Source organism: Schleiferilactobacillus harbinensis DSM 16991 (assembly GCF_000425885.1).
Lineage (GTDB): Bacteria > Bacillota > Bacilli > Lactobacillales > Lactobacillaceae > Schleiferilactobacillus > Schleiferilactobacillus harbinensis.
On the sequence record NZ_AUEH01000008.1, the window covers coordinates 68,028 to 89,705 of the forward strand.

The 21,678-nt window shown below is 48.0% G+C and carries 20 protein-coding genes; 16 read left to right on the plus strand and 4 right to left on the minus strand.

The window, feature by feature from the left end; translation table 11 throughout:
- Window positions 1–30: 30 nt before the first annotated feature.
- The 3 genes from H627_RS0103865 to H627_RS0103875 form a co-directional block, all read right to left on the minus strand.
- Complete coding sequence (locus H627_RS0103865; protein WP_051225143.1) at window positions 31–1,086, minus strand: alpha/beta hydrolase; 1,056 nt, start codon at window positions 1,084–1,086, stop codon at window positions 31–33.
- A gap of 15 nt (window positions 1,087–1,101) precedes the next feature.
- Window positions 1,102–2,301 (minus strand): MFS transporter, encoded by a 1,200-nt coding sequence (locus H627_RS0103870; RefSeq protein WP_027827877.1) that lies wholly within the window; start codon window positions 2,299–2,301, stop codon window positions 1,102–1,104.
- Window positions 2,302–2,402: 101 nt separating this feature from the next.
- Window positions 2,403–3,269 (minus strand): helix-turn-helix transcriptional regulator, encoded by an 867-nt coding sequence (locus H627_RS0103875; protein ID WP_027827878.1) that lies wholly within the window; start codon window positions 3,267–3,269, stop codon window positions 2,403–2,405.
- A gap of 119 nt (window positions 3,270–3,388) precedes the next feature.
- On the opposite strand from H627_RS0103875, the gene H627_RS0103880 reads away from it, so the two are divergent.
- The 10 genes from H627_RS0103880 to H627_RS0103925 all read left to right on the plus strand — a co-directional run bounded on the left by H627_RS0103880 (window position 3,389) and on the right by H627_RS0103925 (window position 14,115).
- The gene (locus H627_RS0103880) at window positions 3,389–3,805 is read left to right on the plus strand and encodes an NfeD C-terminal domain-containing protein (RefSeq protein WP_150392587.1); all 417 of its coding nucleotides are present in this window, start codon (window positions 3,389–3,391) and stop codon (window positions 3,803–3,805) included.
- A 6-nt stretch (window positions 3,806–3,811) separates the two neighbouring features.
- Window positions 3,812–4,825, plus strand: coding sequence for a flotillin family protein (locus tag H627_RS16870; protein WP_051225144.1), 1,014 nt, complete (start codon window positions 3,812–3,814; stop codon window positions 4,823–4,825).
- A 15-nt stretch (window positions 4,826–4,840) separates the two neighbouring features.
- Window positions 4,841–5,290 (plus strand): flotillin domain-containing protein, encoded by a 450-nt coding sequence (locus H627_RS19075; RefSeq protein ID WP_226999234.1) that lies wholly within the window; start codon window positions 4,841–4,843, stop codon window positions 5,288–5,290.
- A gap of 104 nt (window positions 5,291–5,394) precedes the next feature.
- Entirely contained in the window at window positions 5,395–7,692 is a 2,298-nt protein-coding gene (locus H627_RS0103890) for a glycoside hydrolase family 3 N-terminal domain-containing protein (protein ID WP_152319377.1), read from the plus strand.
- Between the two features lie 128 nt (window positions 7,693–7,820).
- On the plus strand, window positions 7,821–8,681 hold the full coding sequence (locus tag H627_RS0103895) for an ABC transporter permease (protein ID WP_081674642.1): 861 nt from the start codon (window positions 7,821–7,823) through the stop codon (window positions 8,679–8,681).
- Window positions 8,682–8,693: 12 nt separating this feature from the next.
- A complete protein-coding gene (locus tag H627_RS0103900; protein ID WP_027827882.1) occupies window positions 8,694–9,563 on the plus strand; it encodes a carbohydrate ABC transporter permease in 870 nt (289 codons plus the stop codon).
- Between the two features lie 27 nt (window positions 9,564–9,590).
- Entirely contained in the window at window positions 9,591–11,225 is a 1,635-nt protein-coding gene (locus H627_RS0103905; RefSeq protein ID WP_226999198.1) for a type 2 periplasmic-binding domain-containing protein, read from the plus strand.
- A 21-nt stretch (window positions 11,226–11,246) separates the two neighbouring features.
- Window positions 11,247–11,852, plus strand: a complete 606-nt coding sequence (locus H627_RS0103910) for a DUF624 domain-containing protein (protein ID WP_027827884.1) — start codon at window positions 11,247–11,249, stop codon at window positions 11,850–11,852.
- 268 nt (window positions 11,853–12,120) lie between these two features.
- Window positions 12,121–13,134, plus strand: a complete 1,014-nt coding sequence (locus tag H627_RS0103920) for a LacI family DNA-binding transcriptional regulator (protein ID WP_201782792.1) — start codon at window positions 12,121–12,123, stop codon at window positions 13,132–13,134.
- A gap of 51 nt (window positions 13,135–13,185) precedes the next feature.
- Window positions 13,186–14,115: an ROK family protein gene (locus H627_RS0103925; RefSeq protein ID WP_027827886.1), complete on the plus strand. Its 930-nt coding sequence runs from the start codon at window positions 13,186–13,188 to the stop codon at window positions 14,113–14,115.
- Window positions 14,116–14,204: 89 nt separating this feature from the next.
- Here H627_RS0103925 and H627_RS0103930 read toward each other — a convergent pair whose 3' ends face one another.
- Window positions 14,205–15,218 carry a LacI family DNA-binding transcriptional regulator gene (locus H627_RS0103930; RefSeq protein WP_027827887.1) on the minus strand — a complete coding sequence of 338 codons (1,014 nt, stop codon included), beginning with the start codon at window positions 15,216–15,218 and terminating at the stop codon, window positions 14,205–14,207.
- 180 nt (window positions 15,219–15,398) lie between these two features.
- Here H627_RS0103930 and H627_RS0103935 point away from each other — a divergent pair, with 180 nt between their 5' ends.
- The 6 genes from H627_RS0103935 (at window position 15,399) to H627_RS0103960 (ending at window position 21,631) form a co-directional block, all read left to right on the plus strand.
- On the plus strand, window positions 15,399–16,667 hold the full coding sequence (locus H627_RS0103935) for an extracellular solute-binding protein (protein WP_027827888.1): 1,269 nt from the start codon (window positions 15,399–15,401) through the stop codon (window positions 16,665–16,667).
- Window positions 16,668–16,685: 18 nt separating this feature from the next.
- Window positions 16,686–17,966: a carbohydrate ABC transporter permease gene (locus H627_RS0103940; RefSeq protein WP_027827889.1), complete on the plus strand. Its 1,281-nt coding sequence runs from the start codon at window positions 16,686–16,688 to the stop codon at window positions 17,964–17,966.
- A 4-nt stretch (window positions 17,967–17,970) separates the two neighbouring features.
- Window positions 17,971–18,822: a galactooligosaccharide ABC transporter permease GanQ gene (ganQ, locus tag H627_RS0103945; protein ID WP_035439912.1), complete on the plus strand. Its 852-nt coding sequence runs from the start codon at window positions 17,971–17,973 to the stop codon at window positions 18,820–18,822.
- Window positions 18,819–20,873 carry a beta-galactosidase gene (locus H627_RS0103950; protein ID WP_027827891.1) on the plus strand — a complete coding sequence of 685 codons (2,055 nt, stop codon included), beginning with the start codon at window positions 18,819–18,821 and terminating at the stop codon, window positions 20,871–20,873. Before ganQ ends, H627_RS0103950 begins: the two co-directional genes overlap by 4 nt.
- Window positions 20,874–21,089: 216 nt before the next feature.
- A complete protein-coding gene (locus tag H627_RS0103955; protein ID WP_027827892.1) occupies window positions 21,090–21,356 on the plus strand; it encodes a KxYKxGKxW signal peptide domain-containing protein in 267 nt (88 codons plus the stop codon).
- A gap of 80 nt (window positions 21,357–21,436) precedes the next feature.
- The gene (locus H627_RS0103960; RefSeq protein ID WP_027827606.1) at window positions 21,437–21,631 is read left to right on the plus strand and encodes a hypothetical protein; all 195 of its coding nucleotides are present in this window, start codon (window positions 21,437–21,439) and stop codon (window positions 21,629–21,631) included.
- The last annotated feature ends 47 nt before the right edge of the window (window positions 21,632–21,678 follow it).

The window sequence follows — 21,678 nt, forward strand, 5'->3', positions numbered from 1 at the left end:
TTAGCATCATGGTAATTTTAAATGTTTTTCCTACTCCTCATCGATAAATTTCAGCGCCTCCCGCAAACTATCCTCAGCTTGTACATAATCGCCAACCTTATCCATAAACGCATGCACCATCCCGTTATACCGGATATAACGAATATCGCCGCCAGCTGCCTTCACCTTGTTGTAGAATGCTTCACCCTGGAAACGGAGCGGATCAAACTCGCCTACCACGAACAGCGTGCGCGGCAATTTAGCCAGCAGCTCAGAAGGCGCATTCAGTGGTGAAATATACCAACTTTCTGGATCAGCGTCCCCGACATACCATTGATCGATCAACGGGCTGCTCTGGGCAAAGCCGCGGATATAATTGGTGATGAGGTCTTGGTCCTGCGCCGGCTGCCAGTGGGCTGGATCGTCGAATTGCTGGCGCAAAACAGGCCGATGCCCCTGATACGTGACGGGGTACAGGGCTACGGCACTAGCAATGTAGTTGGTGCCTAATTGCCGATCCAACAGACTCACGACATAGGTGAGATTGCCGCCGGCAGAATCGCCCATGATCGTGATGCGGTGGGCATCAATATGCAGTGCGGCGGCCTGATGGTGAAGGGCCGTGAGGGTGTTATAGTTATCAATGACATCCTGGGGATAGGGATGCTCCGGGGCCAAGCCATAATCCACGGAAATGACGCGGACGCGGCCTTCATCGGCCAGCAGGCGGCAAGGCTGCTCCACGTTGTCCAGGCTGCCGCCGAAGAAGCCGCCGCCGTGGATAAACAGGATTGCGGGCAGTGTGTCGGCGGCCAGTTCTTTTTGGACATAAGTACGTACGACAACGCCATGCAATTGGGTGTTTTCAATCGTCAACGGATGGCGGACTGTATAGTGGGCGGTGGGCCAGCCCATCGCGGCCCGGGCGGCTTGGACGTTGGGAATGCCCGAGGGGTCGGCCGGCTGACCAGCCTCCTTAGGGGTGATTTCCGTTTTGGCGTGGGGGTCGAGAATGCCGGCCGTTTTCTGCCCGGGGACTAATTTAGCCGTATAACTCGTATTCACAACGGGGACGGTGGGTAATAATGATGCTGCTATTTCTAACATGATCAAGACCTCTTTCTAGTTTGTTTCTTGGACAGTTGGCTTTGTCCGTTTTTGGCTGATGACCACGGCGGCGACGATGACGGCTAAAATCAGGAAACCGATACTGGCGACAACCATGCTGCCAGCGGCTTCGTCCTTGCCGGTCAAGCTGGCGAGCGCGTTCACGATGGTCGGGGAGAGAAAGACACCGACGTTAGTCATGATCAGCATGACCGAACTGGCCAGATTCTTAGAGTTGGCTGGTGCGGCCACGTTGATGATTGTATAGATGTAGGGAATACTGACGGCGAAGCCGATGCCGATGATTACTGTACCAACGGCTACTATGGCGAGGCTGCTCACTGTGCTGACTAAGTAGAAGCCAACGGCCATCAAGATGAAACCGAGAGGCAGGATCTTATTTTGCAGCAGTTTATAGATGCGGCCGAACAGCAAGCCCATCAACATGGTTACGAGGGTAAACCCGCCGAGAATAGCAGACGCCTGACTGGCGGTACCAAGATGGTTTGCGGTGAGCAGACCGGCCAGCTTGATGGTCACCACCATGAAGAAGACATAGATGAAGAACGTGAGCAGCGAAATGAGGATCACGGCGGCATTGATGTGCTGCTTGGTTTTCGGGGTCTGGGCGGTATCTTTCGCCGCTGGTGCCGGCTGATCATTGGGCATCACCAGACCGAACAGGATCATGATCGGCAGGGCAATAGCATAGATGAGGAACGTGGCATGCCAGCCAAAGAGGAGCAGATAGCCGACAGCGAAGGACAGCAGGGAACTGCCCAGGGACGAAATAGCACTCTGGTAACCCATCATCGCGGCTAATTCATCGCCGCGATAGTAGTCAGAAATGAGGCTGATGGCCAACGAATTGAACGTACCCACGGCAATGCCGAAAATGAGGCGGGCAGCGAGGACCACGTAATAACTGTTGCTGACGACGGGTACCAGCCCGGATAGTAGGGCCACGGCCAAACCGGTCAAGACGGTACGCTTGGCCCCAAGCTGGGTGGCGAGCACATTACCCAACACAATCCCCAGAATGATGCCTAAGTTCGGAATCGTAGACAGGGTGTCAACGGCTGAGGCGGATTGGTCAGAGAACGTTTTGGCCATTAGCGGCAAAGCGGCCGCAATGTTTGGCGCAATCATCAGCATCATGGAGATGGACAGCAGGGCCGCCTTGAACCAAATGGATGATGGCTTTGAACGGGTCATAATATAATCACTCCTTAACTTGCGAAGCACAGCTGCGTTAATCGCTTACAAGAATGAGTATATTGTGGAACCGCTTTAAACAGTGGGCGTATTCTGCCGACTTAACGGTCAATTTTTGACCTCCGTAAATTTTGACGGTAGGCGCTTGGCCGTTGCCCGTATGTTTTGGTGAATCGCTGGCGGAATGATTTCTCGTTGGGAAAGCCAGTCTGATCGGCGATGGTGCTAATGGGCAGATCGGAGTTGGTGAGCAAATCGTAGGCATTTTGCAGCCGCAACTGACTCAAATAGGTCATTAATGGCACCCCAATCTGCTTTTTGAAATCTCGGGACAAGTAGCCGACCGACAAGTGTACCTGATCGGCCACTGCCGGCAAGGTCAAGGGCTCGTTAGCATGCTCTGTGAGATAGGTAATTACGCTGCTCATCCGTGCTAAACTCGCCGCGGTTGCCAGCGTGTTGGCTGAATTGTCGGACTCAGCAAAGTGGGTCATCAGGAGGCTCAAAACGGTGTAAATATCGCGCAGATGGTTCAGGCGGCGAATGGTTGCATTGTGCACGCCGTTTTCTGTCTGATCGATATCGAGCAATGCGGCCTGTAATGCCTTCAGAGAGGCAGAGGGCGGGCCTGGGTGCTGACTGCCAATGGGTACGGCAAATCGCCACTGGTCATAATCTGGAATTTGCTGACGCAGCCAGTCATAGGGCAGCAACAGGGTCACTGCTCGGGCCGGCCGCAACGGTTCCGTCAAGATGGCGTGGACGACATTGGTATTGATGACAATGACATCGCCGGGTGCCGCTGCCAATTCAGTGCCAGCGATGGTGTATTTTGCCCGGCCAGCAATAATGTAGTCAATCTCCAGTGCCCGGTGCCAGTGGCGGACAATGGCTGATTCTTGCCCCTGATGGATCACAATTTTGAACGGCAGGCCCGGATCGGCACTGACGACTTCGTGTTTGTACATGACTCTTCACCTCTCATAAGTAGTGCCTGTTAGCACTTATTATACGTAAGAAAAGCAGTTGGGAACCTGTGAATGATTTTTCTAGCATTCTCCCCTGTCGTCCAGTATGATTAAGCCAAATGGAGGTGGAAGCGATTAATAATCTCATAGCTATGTTCTTGACCTGGCCGTGGTGGGTCCAAGTGTTGGCCATTCTGGCGGTGTTGTTCGTGCTGATCGTACTCATCAACGTCCTGTTGATCCCCTTTGGTATCATCGTGAACCGGCTGACCAGCAATCGAGAGAAATCGCTGGCCACCCATCCCGATGACGACCTGATTGGTCGAGTCACTGTGCCCATTGAGGGAGACCAAAAGGGCCAAGTGAGCCTGCTGATTCCCGGGGGTACGGTGAATCTGCGGTCCGCCAAATTATACCGGGAAGAGGAACGGGCGGCCAATTTGCGGCTGGAAAAGGGCACGCTGGTCGTCATCGTGGAAGAAAAAGATGGTGTGTTGTATGTCATCAAAGCAGATCTGCAAAACAAGGAGGCGTAGTTACTCATGGTTGAAGAATTCATTGCTAATCCCGTCATTTGGGCCGTCGTCATTATTATCCTGTTGCTCTTCATCGTGGTTTCCCGCTACCGGAAGCCGTCGCCGGACAAAGCACTGATTATTTCCGGTGCACTGCTCGGCAGCAAGAACGTGTACAAGGATCCCAACGGGTCGAAGCGTATCAAGATCATCCAAGGCGGCGGGACATTTCTGATCCCGGTACTGCAATCGGCAAAGGAATTGAGCATGTCGTCCTTGCAGATCCAGATCGAAACGCCGGAAATCAACTCCCAGCAACAAGTTCCCATCGCCGTGACGGGGGCCGTGAACGTTAAGGTGGGCAACTCGCTGAAAGAGATCGCCACTGCGGCGGAGCAATTCCTGGGCAAAGAGAAACAGGAAATCATCAGTGAACTGACCGCCGTCCTGGAAGGCGGTACCCGGGACATCATTGGCCGGATGACGGTGGAGGAAATTCTGGGCAACCGGGAGAAGTTCTCACAGGAAGTCCAGGGTCAAGTGTCCGATTATATTGAAAATATGGGTTTCCAGATCATTTCGTTTACCTTGCAGGAAATCAAGGATTCTAATGGCTACATTGAGAGCTTAGGCAAACCTCAGATTGCAACAGTCCGGCAGGAAGCCCAGATCGCCGAGGCCAATGCCGATCGGGAAGTGCGGATCAAGAAAGCCAGTGCTGAGCAGGAAGCCACGAAGGCCGAACTGGAGCGGGAGACCGAGATTGCGGACGCCCAGAAGGAAAAGTCCTTGAAGATGGCCGACTACCAGAAACAACAGGAAGTCGCCAAGGCCGATGCGGAAAAAGCCGCAATGCTGGCGCAAAAGGGTAAAGACATTGCCGAGCAGGAGCAGAACATTGCCATCCAAGCCAAAGAAGCCGATCTGAAGCGGAAACAATACGAGGCCGAGAGTAACACCAAGGCGGACGCGGATCTGTATGTGGCGAAGCAGTCCGCTGAGGCGGAGAAGGCCCGACAAATTGCTCAGGCCGAAGCCTAAGCGGAACAGATCAAGCTGCAGGCGGACGCCGATGCCGAACGGACTGCGAAGCTCGGGAAGGCTGAGGCTGAGCGGATTCGGCAGGTCGGGTTGGCCCAAGCCGAGAGTACGGAGAAGCAGGCTGAGGCGCTGCCCAAGATGAACGAAGCTGGTAAGCTGCAAATGATCATTGATAAGCTGCCAGAGATTGCCACCGCGCTCACGGCACCGTATGCGAATGTCGATAAGATCGTCCAATTCAGCGGTGCCGGGGATGACAGCATTGGTAATGCGGGCGTGACGGGGCTAACCAAGACGTTTGCGATGGTTAAAGAAGCGACAGGAATCGATTTTGCAGAGCTGATTAATGGATCGCTGACCCAGCAGGCCGGGAATAAACAGTTAGTATCTGCAATCAAAGAGAATCGAGGAAAAACTCGCAGTACAGGTCACGACGCCGAGGAGACTGCTGCACACACGCACTAAGGACGGTATTAATATAAGACCTCGTCCCTCCTAATTTGAAGGATGAGGTCTTTTTGTGGTCGGGGAGAACAAAGAAATCCTTTTTAAGAGAAACAAATATATCAGTGAAAACGTATACTTTTTTGTTGCAACTGTTTCTCCACTATGCTAACATGTCCTTTGTAAGCGTTTCAATACAACGTTTCGGATTCTGCTGCTTGCCGATAAATTGGGCAGGCTTAGATTTTGAAGGAAAATCAAAACGTTTTTACATTTTGCTGCAAGGGGGAGATTGTTTGGAGAAGAGGGAGCTCCAGAGCCTAGTCGACAAGATGTCGTTGAAAGAGAAAATCGGTCAGCTGACGCAGTTCACACCACAGTATTTGGGGCGTGAAGATGGTGAGCTGACAGGTATCATGGGCGATTTTGCTGTTGACCAAGTATATCTGGACAGCCTTGGATCAGTGCTGAACGCGACCGATCGGAATGAAGTTATTGCGATGCAACGCGAGCACTTGAAAAAGGATCGTTTGAAGATACCATTAGTTTTTATGCGCGATATTATCCATGGATATCGGACAACGTTTCCTATTCCGTTAGGGTTAGGGGCGACGTTTGACCCCCAACTTGTTGAAGAAGTGTCTCATGTTGCCGGTACTGAATCAGCTCGAGAGGGAATTCAGGTGACGTTTTCGCCCATGGCTGATTTATGCCGTGATGCGCGTTGGGGCCGTGTCATGGAAGGCACCGGTGAGGATCCAGTCCTTAACGCGCAGATGGCAGCGGCGATGGTTCGTGGCTACCAGGGCGCACCCGGAGAGCTAGTTAAAGATCCAACGCGTATCGCTGCTTGTGTTAAGCATTATGCCGGTTATGGTGCGGTACTGGCCGGGAGAGATTACAATAATGTTGATTTTTCACGGCTATCATTGTATCAAGACTATCTGCCTGCGTTTCAGGCAGCCATAGAGGCTGGGGCCAAGCTGATTATGCCAGCATTTACCTTATTTGAGGGACTGCCTGCTACCGCAAGCGAATATCTCTTGAAGAAGGTATTGCGCGAGTATTTGAAATTTGACGGCGTGGCCATTTCTGACTGGGGTTCAGTTGGAAAACTCCTCACGATGCATATTGCCGACAGCCAGGAACGTGCATCAGAGCTGGCTCTAAACGCTGGATTGGATATGGACATGATGGCTGGAGCGTTTGTCCGTGGTTTGTCTGATGCTGTTGCGGCTAAGAAAGTTGCTGTAGAAGATGTGGACCGAGCAGTGTTACGGATGTTGAATCTGAAAAATGATTTAGGCCTGTTTGAAAACCCGTATCGATTTATTGATGCACACGAAACACTGCCCCCGGCACCTAGTTCTGAATCACGCCGATATGCGAGAGTCGCAGCAGAGAAAAGTGTTGTTTTACTAAAAGATAAAAACGTTTTACCAATTTCAGTAAAATCGCACATTGCAGTGACTGGGCCATTGGCTGCGTCACAGAGGATACTAGGCGCTTGGAGTTCATATGGGAAGCATGATGACGCAGTCTCACTGTATGCGGGATTAAAAAACCAGTTTGAGAATGTTAGTTTGATACCTGATCCAATTTCAAGCGATCCTGCGGATTATGCCAATTTTGATGTCATAATCGTTGGGCTCGGAGAACGAGAGGACGACTCAGGAGAATCAGCATGCAAGACTCGTATTGAATTGCCGGAGGATCAGGTGGCATTGATTAGGCGGTTACAGCACACTGGCAAACCGATTATCGGCGTCATTTTTGCCGGACGGCCGCTTGCGTTGACGAATGTCGTTCCCTATTTAGACGGGTTGCTTTATGCATGGTTTCCTGGCACAGAAGGTGGGAATGCCTTGGCCAACTTGATCAGTGGCAAAGCTGTTCCAGAGGGTCATTTACCGATGACATTTCCACGTACGACGGGCCAAGTGCCAATTTACTACAATGAACCACGTAATGGATCGCCGGCTGATGATCAGCATCCAACAAAATTTACTTCACGGTATGTTGATTGTCAGAACTCACCATTGTATCCGTTCGGTTACGGCTTATCTTATGGACATATTGAGTACGGTAAGCTGCAGGTTAATCAGCCGGTTTTGACTGATGATCAGCCAATCCAGATTACTGTCGCGGTAACTAACGATTCTGATTACCGATCATCGACTTTGGTTCAATGTTACGTAGGCTCTACCATTACTTCAGTTGTCCGTCCGGTCTCTGAGCTGAAGTCATGGGTCAAGGTTGTTTTGGAGCCAAATCAAACTGATCAAGTAACACTTACTATTTCAGTTGACGATCTGGCTTATGTTCATTCAAACTTGGAACGCTTTGCAGACAAAGGTGATTTCATCGTTCGAATTGGGGAAAACGCTGAAGAATATCAAGAGTTGACGCTTGCTTATCAGTAAGTGTTATGAACCTTGGCAACAACCATTATTTAAGGGGGTGAGTTATTTTGGAAGACTCATCGACTACACACAAAAACAAGAAGCCAAGCTTCTTCCGTCGGTTCAAAGATCAAGCGTTCTATCAAGCTATGATTTGGCCATCAGTCATTTTGATGATTTTATTCAATTTCATCCCAATGTATGGCCTGATCATCGCATTCAAAAACTACACGGTGTTAGATACCATTGGTGGAGCACCGTGGGTAGGGTTTGAATATTTCCAAGAGTTCTTCAAAGATCCATTGTTCTGGACAGTTATGAAGAACACGTTTGGAATTGCGTTTTTCAAAATGCTGATTGGTTTTCCGGGAGCCATTATGCTGGCTGTCCTGATCAACGAAGTAGCTAACGTACATTTCAAAAAATTTGTTCAGACAATTTCGTATCTGCCGCACTTTCTATCATGGGTAATTCTCGGTGGAATGGTTATCATGTGGTTATCAGACACTGGTTTTCTGAACAGCCTGTTAATGGATCTCAAGGTGATCAGTAAACCCATCGAGTTTATGGCAGATCCAAATAAATACTGGGCAATTGCCGTATTGTCTGATTTCTGGAAAGAAGTTGGATGGGGAACAATTCTGTACCTTGCTTCTATGACCGCTATTGATCCGTCGCTGTATGAAGCAGCCAAGATTGATGGCGCGACCAAGTGGCAACAAATCATTCACATTACAATTCCCGGAATTCGTCAGATGATTGCATTGAACTTGATACTCTCCATCGGTGGGTTGTTGGGATCCAACTTGGATCAAACGTTGGTATTACAGAACTCTCTGAACTACGCGTCAAGCGAAGTGCTGAATTCTTACGTGTTCAAAATGGGTATTAAACAGGGCAACTTCTCATATGCTACAGCGGTCGGGATCTTTGTATCAGTCGTATCCTTAATCCTGATTGTTTTGAGCAGATGGGGTACTAGAAAGATTTCTGATAAGAGTGTGTTCTAAAGGAGGTGCAACATGCGAAAAACTAAAGAAGAGAAGATCTTTAACTTTGTGAATTTAGTCTTCATGGTCTTCTTCACCATTATCATTGCGTTCCCGTTAATCAATATTGTTGCGCTGTCATTCAATGATCCATTGGATGCACTCAAGGGTGGAATCTTCCTGTGGCCAAGGAAGTTTACTTTTGAAAGCTACTCTACTGTTCTGGAGAACCACGCGATTTATCTTGCGTTTATTGTTTCGGTGTCGAAGACGATTGTGGGAATTGTGTTGCATACATTTGTAACCGCAATCACTGCATATGCTTTGACTCGGGAGGATCTGATTGGCCGTAAATGGTTTGAAATCATGGGTATTTTGACCATGTTCGTCAATGGTGGGATGATTCCGACATTCTTGGTGTTCAAGTCGTATGGTTTGCTGAACAACTTCTGGGTATATATCCTACCAGTATTATTCAGCTTCTATGATGTCATTATCATGATGAACTTCTTCCGTGGAATTCCACGCTCGTTAGAAGAATCGGCCGAAATTGACGGTGCAACGCCATTCACTGTATTTGCCAAAATTATCATTCCACTGTCATTGCCAGTTATTGCAACTATTGCGCTGTACCATGGCGTGTATCAGTGGAATGATTATATGACTGCGAATATCTACGTTAATAATGAAAACTTGTTCCCACTGCAGCAGCTTCTTTACAAGATCGTGTCTGAAAACTTATCGCCAACTGTTGCTACAGGGACAGCGGTGGTACGCCAGACCACATCGCAATCTATGCAGCTGGCAACAATGGTTATCACGACGATTCCGGTCGTTGCAGTTTACCCGTTCTTACAAAAGTACTTTGTTAGTGGATTGACGCTTGGGGCTGTCAAAAAGTAAACACTCAAACTAAGGAGAATGACAAACATGAAGATGAAGAAGGTATTAGTTGCGTTAGCAGCCGGGTTGGTTTGTGCTATGACGCTGACTGCTTGTGGTAATAGTAATAGTTCAAGCAATGCGGATAGTCTTCCCAAGGCACGGTTTACACCGAATAAAAAGGTGCCAAGCTGGCAGAAAGACACTAAACATTCTGCGTCCCTTACTTGGTATGTCAACTTTGACTGGTACAAACGTGCCGGTTGGGGAAAAGACACCGTTTCTGCGCAAATCAAGAAGGATATGAACATTGACGTGAAGTTTGTTGCCGGCAACGATGACAAACTAAACACGATGATGGCTTCCGGCAAGCTGCCCGATCTTGTGACTTTTGATCGTCAGCTGGCCGTGGCACAGAATGCAAAGAAATTTGCGTTACCATTGAATACTTTGTCCAAAAAGTATGATCCATACTTCCTTGCGACAGCAGCGAAACCGCAAACTGTGAAGTGGTATACGCAGCCGGATGGTAACCTTTACACTTATCCGAGTTTCTCGACAAATGAGGATGATTATAAGGCTGGGAACGTCGTGGCTGACCAAGTATTCATTGTCCGTAAGGATATCTATGAAAAAATTGGCAAACCCAATATGAGCACTCCTGAAGGCTTCTTGAAGGCACTGCAGGAAGCAAAAAAGGCTGTACCTAAGACTGATAATGGCACTGCTTTGGTTCCGTTTGCTTCTACTGCTCTAGATATTCAAAATGGTGGAGACGGAGCACTTGGCGGTACATTACAAGACTTCCTGCGCATTCCAGTTACTAAGGATGGCAAGTGGTATGATCGGGATGCCGATCCTGAATACCTCACATGGTTGGATACATTCCGTCAAGCATACTCAGAAGGATTAATTACCAACGCGCAATTTGCGGACAATGACAATACAATGAAGGAAAAGATGACGCAAGGTACGTACTTCGCCTATCTCCATTCCAACACTAAGGGATTGAACGAATTCATGGCCGACAACAACCGGCGCAATCCCAAGCAGACGTACATTGCCGTTGATGGTCCGAAAAACTCCAAAGGACAAGAACCGCAATTCACAGGTGGATCTATTTCAGGATGGACCAACACATTTATCACCAAAAACACCAAGGAACCACAAAAGGCAATGGAATTGTTGACTTATATGGCTTCCAAGTATGGCACGATGGTAACTACCTTTGGTGTTAAGGATAAGACGTACACCATGAAGGATGGCCAGGCAGTACTTACCCCAGACGTGGAAGCACTACGGAACAAGGACGCAGCAACCTATGATAAGAAACAAGGAATGGGCAGTTACTGGGAAGTAGCCGATGATCCTTACGCCATTTCAATGGGTGAGAAGCCAGCTACAACTATTTCCCAAATGGTTGAATGGGCGAGTAATAAGGTAGCACCCCGATTTGAAGTGGAGAATATTGATCCAACACCTGGGACGGCACTCGCACGTAATTTAACTGCTATCAACACAGATCGAGTGCAGACCTTGGTTAAGGTCATCAAGGCTGGTTCCAAGAGTGAAGCTGACAAGATCTGGAAAGACTTCCTGGCTCGTCGGAAGAATAACAACTGGGACGAAATTGTGAAAACACGTAACGAGCAAGTTGCAAAGAATATTAAGAAACTGAAGTAATTAACGTAGGAGGTAATGACGATGATCCGGATTGACAGTAAGTTCTATCACGGGCTGGAATCGATTTATCGATTGCTCGTACTGAATGCCCTGTTAGTGCTCTTCAGTATACCCGTGGTGACCATTGGTGCTTCACTCAGTGCATTCTTTGCAGTGTTGCGTGAAGACCAGCCCCGAGGGTTTATCCGTGGATTCGTCAGAGCCTTTCGGCAAAACTTCTTTAAGACTTTATTGCCTTTGGGATTTTCGCTAATGTCGATTGTGTTTACCATTTCACTCTATCTGAGTGGTGGGAGCCAAAGTGGGTTCTTCTGGTTTCTGCGCATTATCTTCACCAGCTTTCTGGTGTGTTTCAATCTGAATGTATACCTGTTGCAGAGTCAGTTTCGGACAAAGCATGCATATGCATTGCTCCGTTCCAGCTTCTTCTTCACGGTACTTACATTCATGCGTACCGTCCTATATCCGCTCGGAATTACGTTCTTGGCTTGGTTAACAGTTAAATATTTAGGAGACTTCCTGATTGTCATTATCTTGGCTGCGGCCTTGGCAATATACCTGCGGCTGGTAAAGAAGCCGTTAACACGATTCCTGGATTTAGGGTTTGGAAAAGCAGTAGGGAATTAAAGACTTTGGAGGCAAGGCCAGAGGATTCCAACAATTAATGGTTAAAGATGATCTCTGATCACTAGACAGAGCGTTTAGATGCTTGCTAACTTACCGTGCTCATGGTGAAAGGTAAGTCAATACGAGAGAGATCGGTTCGTGATGAATTGGTCTCTCTTCTTCTTTGCCCAAAACCCCATGGTCTTCATCGATCTAAATTGTATAGTGGACGGCGTTAGGTGCACTGCTATAATGAGACGAGCAACGAAAATACGAGAATTCGAAATGGGTGAGTGACGTGGCCAAAAGGAATACGATTAAAGATGTAGCTCGGCGAGCCAACGTCTCGATTGCGACAGTCTCTAAAGCGCTAAATAATGTAAACGTTGTTAAGCCTGAGACAAAAGCACGAGTCATTCAAGCGGCTAAGGATCTGAACTACGCCCCTAATTTGATGGGCCGGCAATTGCGGTCGGGTACGACTAAAATGCTCGGCTTATTTACAGACAGCGTTAGCGGCCCCTATTTCTATACGTTGGTCGAGGCAATCTCTCACGAAGTCGCTCGTCTGGGTTATGGCATGCACGTCGTTATTACACATGATCATCAAGCGCTGATGGACTCAGTACTGGGTGGGATTGTGGATGGCACAATCATTTTTGAGCATACGATTGATGACCATGATATTGGGCAAATTAAGGAGCATTCGATTCCTACGGTTTTGCTTGATCGAGTTGATTCAGCTGAAAAAATGTGCAGCATTACCTTTGATTCGTTTAAAGAGGGTTATGAAGCAGGAAAATATTTACTGAATTTGGGTCATCAAAGGATCTGCTACGTTGCCGGTCTGGATAATAATTACGACAGCAACATGCGGAAGGCCGGATTTCAGAAGGCTGTTGAGGACGCAGGCTTGGACCCCAATACGATGCCTATTCTTCAAGGAATGTTTGAGGAAGAAGCGTCCTATAATGCTGTAAAGTCGTATCTGAATAAGACAGAGAATCTAGTTACCGCATTTTTAGCCAGTAACGATTTAGGAGCGATTGGGACCATCAAAGCTATTCAGAATGCGGGCTACCAAGTACCCAATGATTTTAGTGTTATTGGTTTTGATGATATTGACGTCGCTCAATATTTCAGGCCACCAATTACAACTGTGCGTAATCCAATTGCACGTCAAGGCATAATGGCCGTTCGACTGCTGATCAACATGCTCAATGGTGGTGATGGCGGTAAGGAAGAAAGATTAGAAGGTAAGTTGATTATTCGCGAGTCAACATCTTTACCACGAAAAAAATAGAACGCTAGCGGAATTACAGTTACGAAGCCGGCGAAGAATGGGGAGGGTACAATGCAAAGATACGTTAGCTTCGATGTTGGCGGAACAACGGTCAAACATGCCTTAGTGGACGATCAGGGAAACATTTCCAACAAGCAAGCATTTGAAACTATTGATAGTGCTGATGAGTTACTCAGCCAGATGATTGGGATTATTAACAAGGCAAAAACAAAAGAAACGATTTCAGGAGTTGGAATATCCGTACCTGGAATTGTCAGGGATGATGGATACATGATTACGGGTGGGGCCATCAAATCCTTGAACGATTATCCATTGGCACAAACACTGGAACGTGAAACGGGATTGCCAGTTGCAGTAGAAAATGATGCCAATGCTGCTGCAATTGCCGAACACTGGTTGGGGGCTGCGCAAGGTGTAGGAACGTACCTAACGGTTGTTTTGGGAACTGGTGTAGGCGGTGGTATCGTCATTGATGGAAAAGTCTACCGTGGCGCACATGGCATGGCTGGAGAATTTGGGTGGAACATTATACATGACATTGATCCAACCTGTGAATTGGAGCATTTTTCCTTAAATTGGCATGCATCGGTCGTTACAGGACTTGTTGATCGATTCAACAAGAGTGTTATCCAGGCATTTCCAAATACGGAAAAGGTGGAGGATGCTCAAATTATTCTCAAACTTGCCGCCGATGGTGATCCAATTGCTGGAATTGCAGTGTCTGATTTTCTGCGCGATGTTAGTATTATGATTATTAATTTATTTGCTAACTTTGATCCAGAAAAAATTTTAATTGGCGGGGGAATTAGTGCCAACGACGGATTTATGCACACGCTGCAGGATACAGTCGATGAATATATCACGCGGCACGAAAGCCTTAATCGCATTCGAGATACTGCACTGGGCCACATCGAAACAGCAAAATTACGGAATGATGCCGGATTGATTGGTGCGGCATACCGGATCAAACAAAAGCTTTAATTGATTTTATTGCGTGACAAACGTAATCAACAGATAGACTAAAACATGGTCTGATTTCCTGCTCAACGGCAAGGAAATCAGACCATGTTTTAGTTTGCTTGATTAATAACAAAACTGCCGCGAGCAACCAAGTAGGCACTCACCAAGGTGCGCTGATAAATTTGTTTTTCGGGATTTTCCATGATGTCAATGAGTCGGGCCAAAGCCGCCCGACAAAGTTCGTCTTGATTGATCGCAAATGTACTCAGGGGCGGTGAGGTGTATTTAGCCATTTGAATATTATTGATGCTCAAGAGACTTGTATCCCGCGGCACGAGAATACCTGCGGCAGAGAAAGCCTGTAAAACACCCACAGCAATGGGATCGGCGGCGACAATGAAGGCATTGGGCAAGGGACAAGCCGATGTATTTTCGGCAATTTGTTTACCCAGCACCTGTCCGGTGGTCACCGAAAAACTATCGTGAGCATGGATCAGTTTTTCATCCAGCAGGCCAGCCCGTGAGGCATAGTTGCGAAAGATGTTTTCCCGACTGTCGGGCTCAAATTGATTAGTATCTGGATTCAAATATTGTCCGCCGATGAAACCGACTTTTGTCATTCCAGCGGTTTGACAGAGCGCCAGCGCTTCAGAAATGATTTGTTCAAAGTCCGGCTGAACAGAATTAAAGTGGCCGATGCGGGGGTTCGAATCAATGAAGACACCATTATTAGAAATTTGTTCCAAGATGGCCCGCTCAGTCTGATTAAATGCGCCAACTGCGATAAAGCCATCAAAGTCGGCAACTTGGGCAGCATCTAACTGCCCTTTTTCAAAAAACTCCAAGGATAAACCATACGTTTTTCCGTAGAACTGCAGCGATCGTTTCAAGGTATTGAAGTACACATCGTCGAGTTCTTCTTGCGCTGTGATCCAAAAAAAGACTGCCACGCGATAGGGCACCCGGGGAATCTGGTCGCGGCCGTAACCTAGCGAGTTGGCTGCTTGCAAAACTTTTTCGCGGGTTTCTTGAGTAACGGATAATGAGTTGTCGTTGTTCAAAATTCGGGAAACGGTGGTGGGAGAGAATCCCGCCGCTTGGGCAATCTGCTTAATTGTCGCCATGTATACACACCAGCTTTGTTTAAAGTTTATTTTAAGTAACACAATTTACTAAACTATATTACCACATCCGTAACACAATTCCAACATATGGGTGATATATAGCACTAACGGTGTTTACTATTCTGCAAAAGTGGGCTATTATCAAACCTGTAAGCGAATTCAGATGAGGAGTGATCAGTGATGAAAGGATTCAAATTTGCTGCATTAGCGACCACTGCAGCTGCGGCGGTACTGTTATTAGCTGGATGCGGCCCCCAAGGGTCTAACTCTGCAGGCAGTAGTCAAGATACAGGGAAAACTAAGCAGCTCGTTGTATGGCAGGATAAGAATAAGGCCAAGGGCAACACGGCGGCATTCAAAGCGTTCGAAAAGGCCAACAATATCAAGATCAAAGTAGTTGAGAAAACCTATGCCAATCAACTGGAAGACTTGCGATTGGACGGGCCGGCTGGTACTGGGCCAGATGTTCTGGCGGTTCCAGGAGATCAAATTGGGACTGGTGTGACTGAGGGCCTGCTTAAGCCATTGAGTGTCTCAAGTTCGTTGAAGAGTTCCTTCACGCCCTCAGCAATCAACACCCTCACTTTGAAAGGTAAGACGTACGGGTTGCCCTACGCAGTAGAAAGTACAATCCTTTTCTACAATAAAGACCTGGTTAAGCCAGCTGATTTGCCCAAGACAATGGATGAATGGTACGCCCTGTCCAAGAAGATGACTAAGAACGGTAATTATGGGCTGCTCGCCTTGTGGGATCAGCTGTACTATGCCATCAGTGTTATTCAACCCTACGGTGGTTACGTTTTTGGGCAGGATAGCAAAGGTAATTATAAGCCCACTGATATTGGCTTGGCGAATGCCGGGGCCATCAAAGCCGTTGATTACATGGGCAAGTTCTACAAAGAAGGGCTATTCCCTAAAGGAATTATCGGGGATAAGGGCACCGATACTTTGGACTCTCTATTTACTGAAGGCAAGGCAGCCGCTGTGATTTCCGGTCCCTGGAACTTCGAGCCCTACACGAAGGCCAAGGTAAATTATGGTGTCGTACAGTTACCGATGCTGGCGAATGGCAAGCACATGTCCTCCTTTATCGGTGTGAAATCATACTCAGTTAGCGCCTATTCCAAGAACGCAGCCATGGCTGAAAAATTGGTTAAATTCTTGGCGAACGAAAAGAACAGTAAAACTCGCTATGAGATTACTCAGGAAATTCCGGCGGTCAAAGCTGTTGTTGACAGTACGGCAGTGACGAAAAATGAAAAGGCGACCGCCGTTGCTGAACAATCCAAGTATGCCAAACCGACACCTAATATTACTGAAACGAACCAAGTTTGGGATCCGACCAACTCTGCGCTGCAAGTTGTGGCTAACGGCAAACAAAATGCTCAACAGGCAATGACTCAAGCAGTCAGCACCATTAAGTCGGCGATCAAAGCAGCTAAGAAATAAAGTGAGGAGTGAATGACCGTGCAAACTGTTTCTGCACCACCTAAGACCCGTCACGCCCGAACGGCGGCACTGCTATCAATCATTCCGGGCGTCGGGCAACTGTATAATCGACAGATCATTAAGGGCATTTTCTTCCTCGTGGTTACAGGTCTTTACGTGGTTGGCTTTGCTGACCTGTTCAATATGGGCTTTTGGGGATTAATCACCTTAGGGGTTGAAGTGCCCCGGGATAATTCGGTTTTCTTACTCGCTGAGGGCTTGGTCGCTGTCATTGTCGCCGCAATCGGTTTGTTCTTCTACGGGGTGAATATTCGCGATGCCCACCAAATCGGCAAAGAGCGTGATCAAGGGGCTGCGGTACCAAGCTTTCGGGAGAGTTTTTCCAATTTAATTCATCGGGATTATCCCTACGTGATTATCAGTCCAGGTATTCTTCTGCTTTTGTTCACTGTTGTTTTTCCGATTTTATTCAGCTTCGCGCTCGCTTTTACGAATTATGATTTGTACCATACCGCTCCGGCACATCTGGCCAGCTGGGTCGGATTGGAAACTTTTAAGAAGATTTTTACCGTCGATATTTGGCGGTCCACATTCATCGATGTCCTCGGTTGGACGGTGATCTGGACGGTGGTGGCCTCCACACTTTCCGTTACCATCGGGATTTTAATGGCCGTGCTGGTTCACCAAAAGGATCTGCGCTTCAAGAAACTATGGCGTACGATTTTGATTCTGCCGTGGGCCGTACCGGGGTTTGTGACCATCTTGGTGTTTGCCGGACTGTTTAATGACAGTTTTGGAGCCATCAACAACAGCCTGCTGGCATCCCTGGGAATTCACAGCATTCCCTGGCTGACGAATGCTAATTGGACCAAGGTGGCGCTGCTCTTCACACAAAGCTGGTTAGGCTTCCCGTACATTTTTGTAGTGACCACGGGTATTCTGCAATCAATTCCAGAAGACTTGTACGAAGCCGCTATTTTAGATGGGGCGACGGCGTTCCAGAAGTTTCGCAGCATTACTCTGCCGTTTATCCTCAGCCAAATGGCACCGATCATCATTACCCAATACACGTTCAACTTCAATAATTTCAACATCATCTATCTATTCAACGCCGGAGGCCCGGCAGTTCCTGGATCAACGGCCGGTGGGACGGATATTCTGGTGTCGTGGATTTATAAGTTGACGATGCGGTCCAGCCAGTATGCACTGGCAGCGGCATTAACCATTATGTTGTCTGTTGTGGTAATTGGTATTGCACTCTGGCAATTTAAACGCACGAATTCATTCAAGGAGGGTTAACGTCATGAAGAAAAGTATTGCCAAAGGTCGCATCATTCGTCTGACGGTGACCTACGCCATCTTGATTCTTGTGTCCCTAATCATTCTGTATCCCTTGGCTTGGACAATTGGGGCAAGCTTTAATCCGGGCAACTCATTGGTCAGTACATCACTGATTCCAAAGAACCCGACGCTCAGCCATTATGTCGAGTTGTCGAAGACAAGTGCGACCTTCTACTACTTTCAATGGTTTCTCAATTCACTGAAGATTAGCTTGATTACGATGGTTCTATCAGTGTTTCTTGTTTCAATTACGGCCTATGCCTTTTCCCGCTTTGATTTTCACGGCAGAAAAAACGGTTTGGTGATGTTCTTACTGCTGCAAATGATTCCGCAGTTTTCTGCCTTGATCGCGATCTTTGTTTTAGCCCAGATGCTGCATTTGGTCAACAGCCACATTCTGTTGATCCTCATTTACACTGGCGGTATGATTCCCATGAATACGTACTTGATGAAAGGCTACTTCGACTCTATTCCCAAGGACTTGGATGAAAGTGCCAAAATCGACGGTGCCAGCAACTCCCGAATCTTCTGGCAGATTCTGATGCCCTTGGCTAAGCCGATGCTGGCCGTTGTGGCGATGAACGGCTTCACGGGACCATTAGGGGACTTTGCAATATCTTCCGTTGTTTTGCGGGAACCGAAATCTTATACGCTGCCGATTGGCTTGTATAATTTGATTTCTGACAAAATGGGGGCCAGCTATACGACGTTCGCGGCGGGTGCAATTCTGATCAGCATTCCCATCGCAGTAGTCTTTGTACTGTTACAAAAGAACTTCGTAACAGGCTTAACACAAGGAGGAACAAAAGGGTGACAGAACGGGTGCTTTCTATCGATGGCTTTCTTCATGGGGGCGACTATAACCCAGAGCAATGGCAAGCAATGCCAGAAATTCTGGAAAGGGATATTGCACTCATGCAGGAGGCCCACATTAACACTGTGACGGTTGGGATGTTTTCTTGGGCGGCACTGGAACCCCAAGAAGGCGACTACCACTTTGAATGGTTGGATCAGGTCTTTGATCGGATTGAGGCCATCGGCGGTCACGTTATCCTGGCTACCCCCAGCGGTGCAAGGCCGGCCTGGATGGCTAAGAAATATCCAGAAGTGTTACGGACTGATGAGTACGGGCACCATCTTGAATTCGGTGAGCGGCATAATCACTGTTTCACCTCGCCGATTTACCGGGCAAAGGTGGCGCAAATTAACCGACTGCTGGCTGAGCGTTATGGTCAGCGGCAGGGCTTACTGCTTTGGCATGTCTCGAATGAATACGGCGGCGAGTGTCACTGTGCCTTGTGCCGTGCTGCATTTCAAGATTGGCTGAAGGCCCGCTATGGCACGTTGGGCAAGTTGAATACCGCTTGGAACACCGCGTTTTGGAGCCATACGTACGACACGTGGAATGAAATTATTCCGCCGTCACCTACTTCGGATAGTACCTTAAATGGGTTGAATCTCGACTGGCGGCGGTTCGTGAGTGATCAGACGATGGCCTTTTACCAAAATGAGATTGGCCCGCTACGGGCAATTACACCCGATGTACCAATTACGACAAATTTCATGGCAGATACAGCAGATATGCTGCCCTTTCATGGTTTGGATTATCAAAAATTTGCCAAGCAAGTCGACGTAGTGAGTTGGGATTGCTATCCGCAATGGCACAACGACCAAGAGAGTGATGCGGTCATGGCGATGAAGGTATCCATGATCAACAATTACTACTATCATCTGAAAAATCAGCCCTTCTTGATTATGGAGTCGACACCAAGCCAAGTTAATTGGCATCCGTTTAATCGGGCCAAACGGCCAGGAATGCATGAGCTATCGTCGTTGCAATTGGTGAGCGAGGGAGCTGACAGTGTGCTCTATTTCCAGTTGCGCCAGTCCCGGGGAGCGTCGGAGCAGTTCCATGGCGCAGTGATTGGGCATGATGGCAGCGACCAGAACCGGGTGTTTCAAGCGGTAACGAAGGTTGGGGCGGACTTACAGCAGCTGCAGCCTGTAGTGCATGCCAGTAAGGTTCCTGGACGGATTGCAATTGTGTACAATCAGGAAAGTAATTGGGCATTGGACGACGCCAAAGATTTCGCCCAATCGACTAAACGGTATTGGCAAACTCTTCAGGACCACTATGCGTATTTCTGGATGCGCAACATCCCGGTGGACGTAGTGACCACGGACGCGGATTTGAACGCATACCAGATGGTTATTGACCCCATGCATTATATGATGTCTGAGGCGTGGATGACTAAGCTGAAGGCGTATGTTCAGGGCGGCGGTACTGTTGTCGGCACCTATCTGTCGGGGATTGTGGATAAGCGAACGTTGGCCTATTTAGGCGGCTGGCCAAAACCATTGCAGGACATTTATGGATTGAAAGTATTGGAGACGGATACGCTATACCCCAAACAGAAAAATGGCACGGTACTCAATGATCAGTTGTTTGTATTCAAGGATTACTGCGCAGTAGTCAAGGATCAGGGGGCCACGACACTAGTCCAATATACTAAGGACTTTTATGCAGATACACCGGCCGTTACCCGGAATAAATTTGGTCAAGGGACAAGTTATTTTCAAGCAGCCCGCGGCGGTGCCGATTTCTTAACGGCATTCTACGATCGAGTGCTCGCTGAAGTCGGTATTGATACTGAACACTTGGTGAAAGCTGATCAGGGCGTGTCAGTTCAACAACGGCAGAGTGGGGATAAGCTATTTACTTTCGTTATGAATTTTACTCAGGCAGAGGCAACTTACCAATTACAACAAACAAGCACGGACTTGTTAGGCCAGAAAACACTCCCACCGGGGGATCATAGATTGCCCGGGTATGGCGTGGCGGTTTTCCAAAGTGATAGAAAATGATTAGGTGAATTCAAGGTGTCGTTCTGAACTTTTGGGCGGCGCCTTTTTTGCTCCCCAAAACCGAACTGGTATGCCATGTCAAATCAGAGTAATTTTTTTGTCCTAGACTGACATATTCACCGAAATGAATATGTTAACCTGAATGTGAGACGATGAGCTAAGTATAACTGCATGAATTGCACATGTTTTGGGATGAACGTTTTGGGAGGATGTCACATGTTCAAAATGGGTAATCAGAATCGTTATGACCAAGATATTAAGCTGCATTACAGGATGTACAAAGCCGGTAAGCGCTGGATCGTGGCCGGTGTCGCGGTGATGAGCTTCAGTTTGGTCCTGGCGGGCAAACCGCAATTTGTCCAGGCGGCGGTTGCCGAACCGCAGACGACGAGTGAAGTGGCAGCCAAGGCGAAAGCAGACCAGCAATCTGGTATTGCAGCAAACGCCGCAACCAAAACGGCGGCACCGGTCAGTCAAGCGTAAGCGGTCGTTGACATAGGTATCGTGACCCGGTGCAGGCCTCCTTGTAAACTTGGTTTATCAAGTAAACAAGGAGGCCTTTCATGGTTCAAATCAAAGATATCGTGCCGATCCAGGTGACCGACCGGTCGCCGAAGCCGCTGGTCAAACCGCAGGTTGCGGCACGAGTGAAGCTCAAGGACGCCGAGGTCGTGTTTTACACCGGTGTTGACCGGGCAATTCTGCACGTGGTGCTCCAGGAGTTGACAGGCAATGTTCCCCAATATCCAAGAGCTTAACATCTATATCATTTGCGGAAAAACGGACCTGCGCAAAGGAATCGACG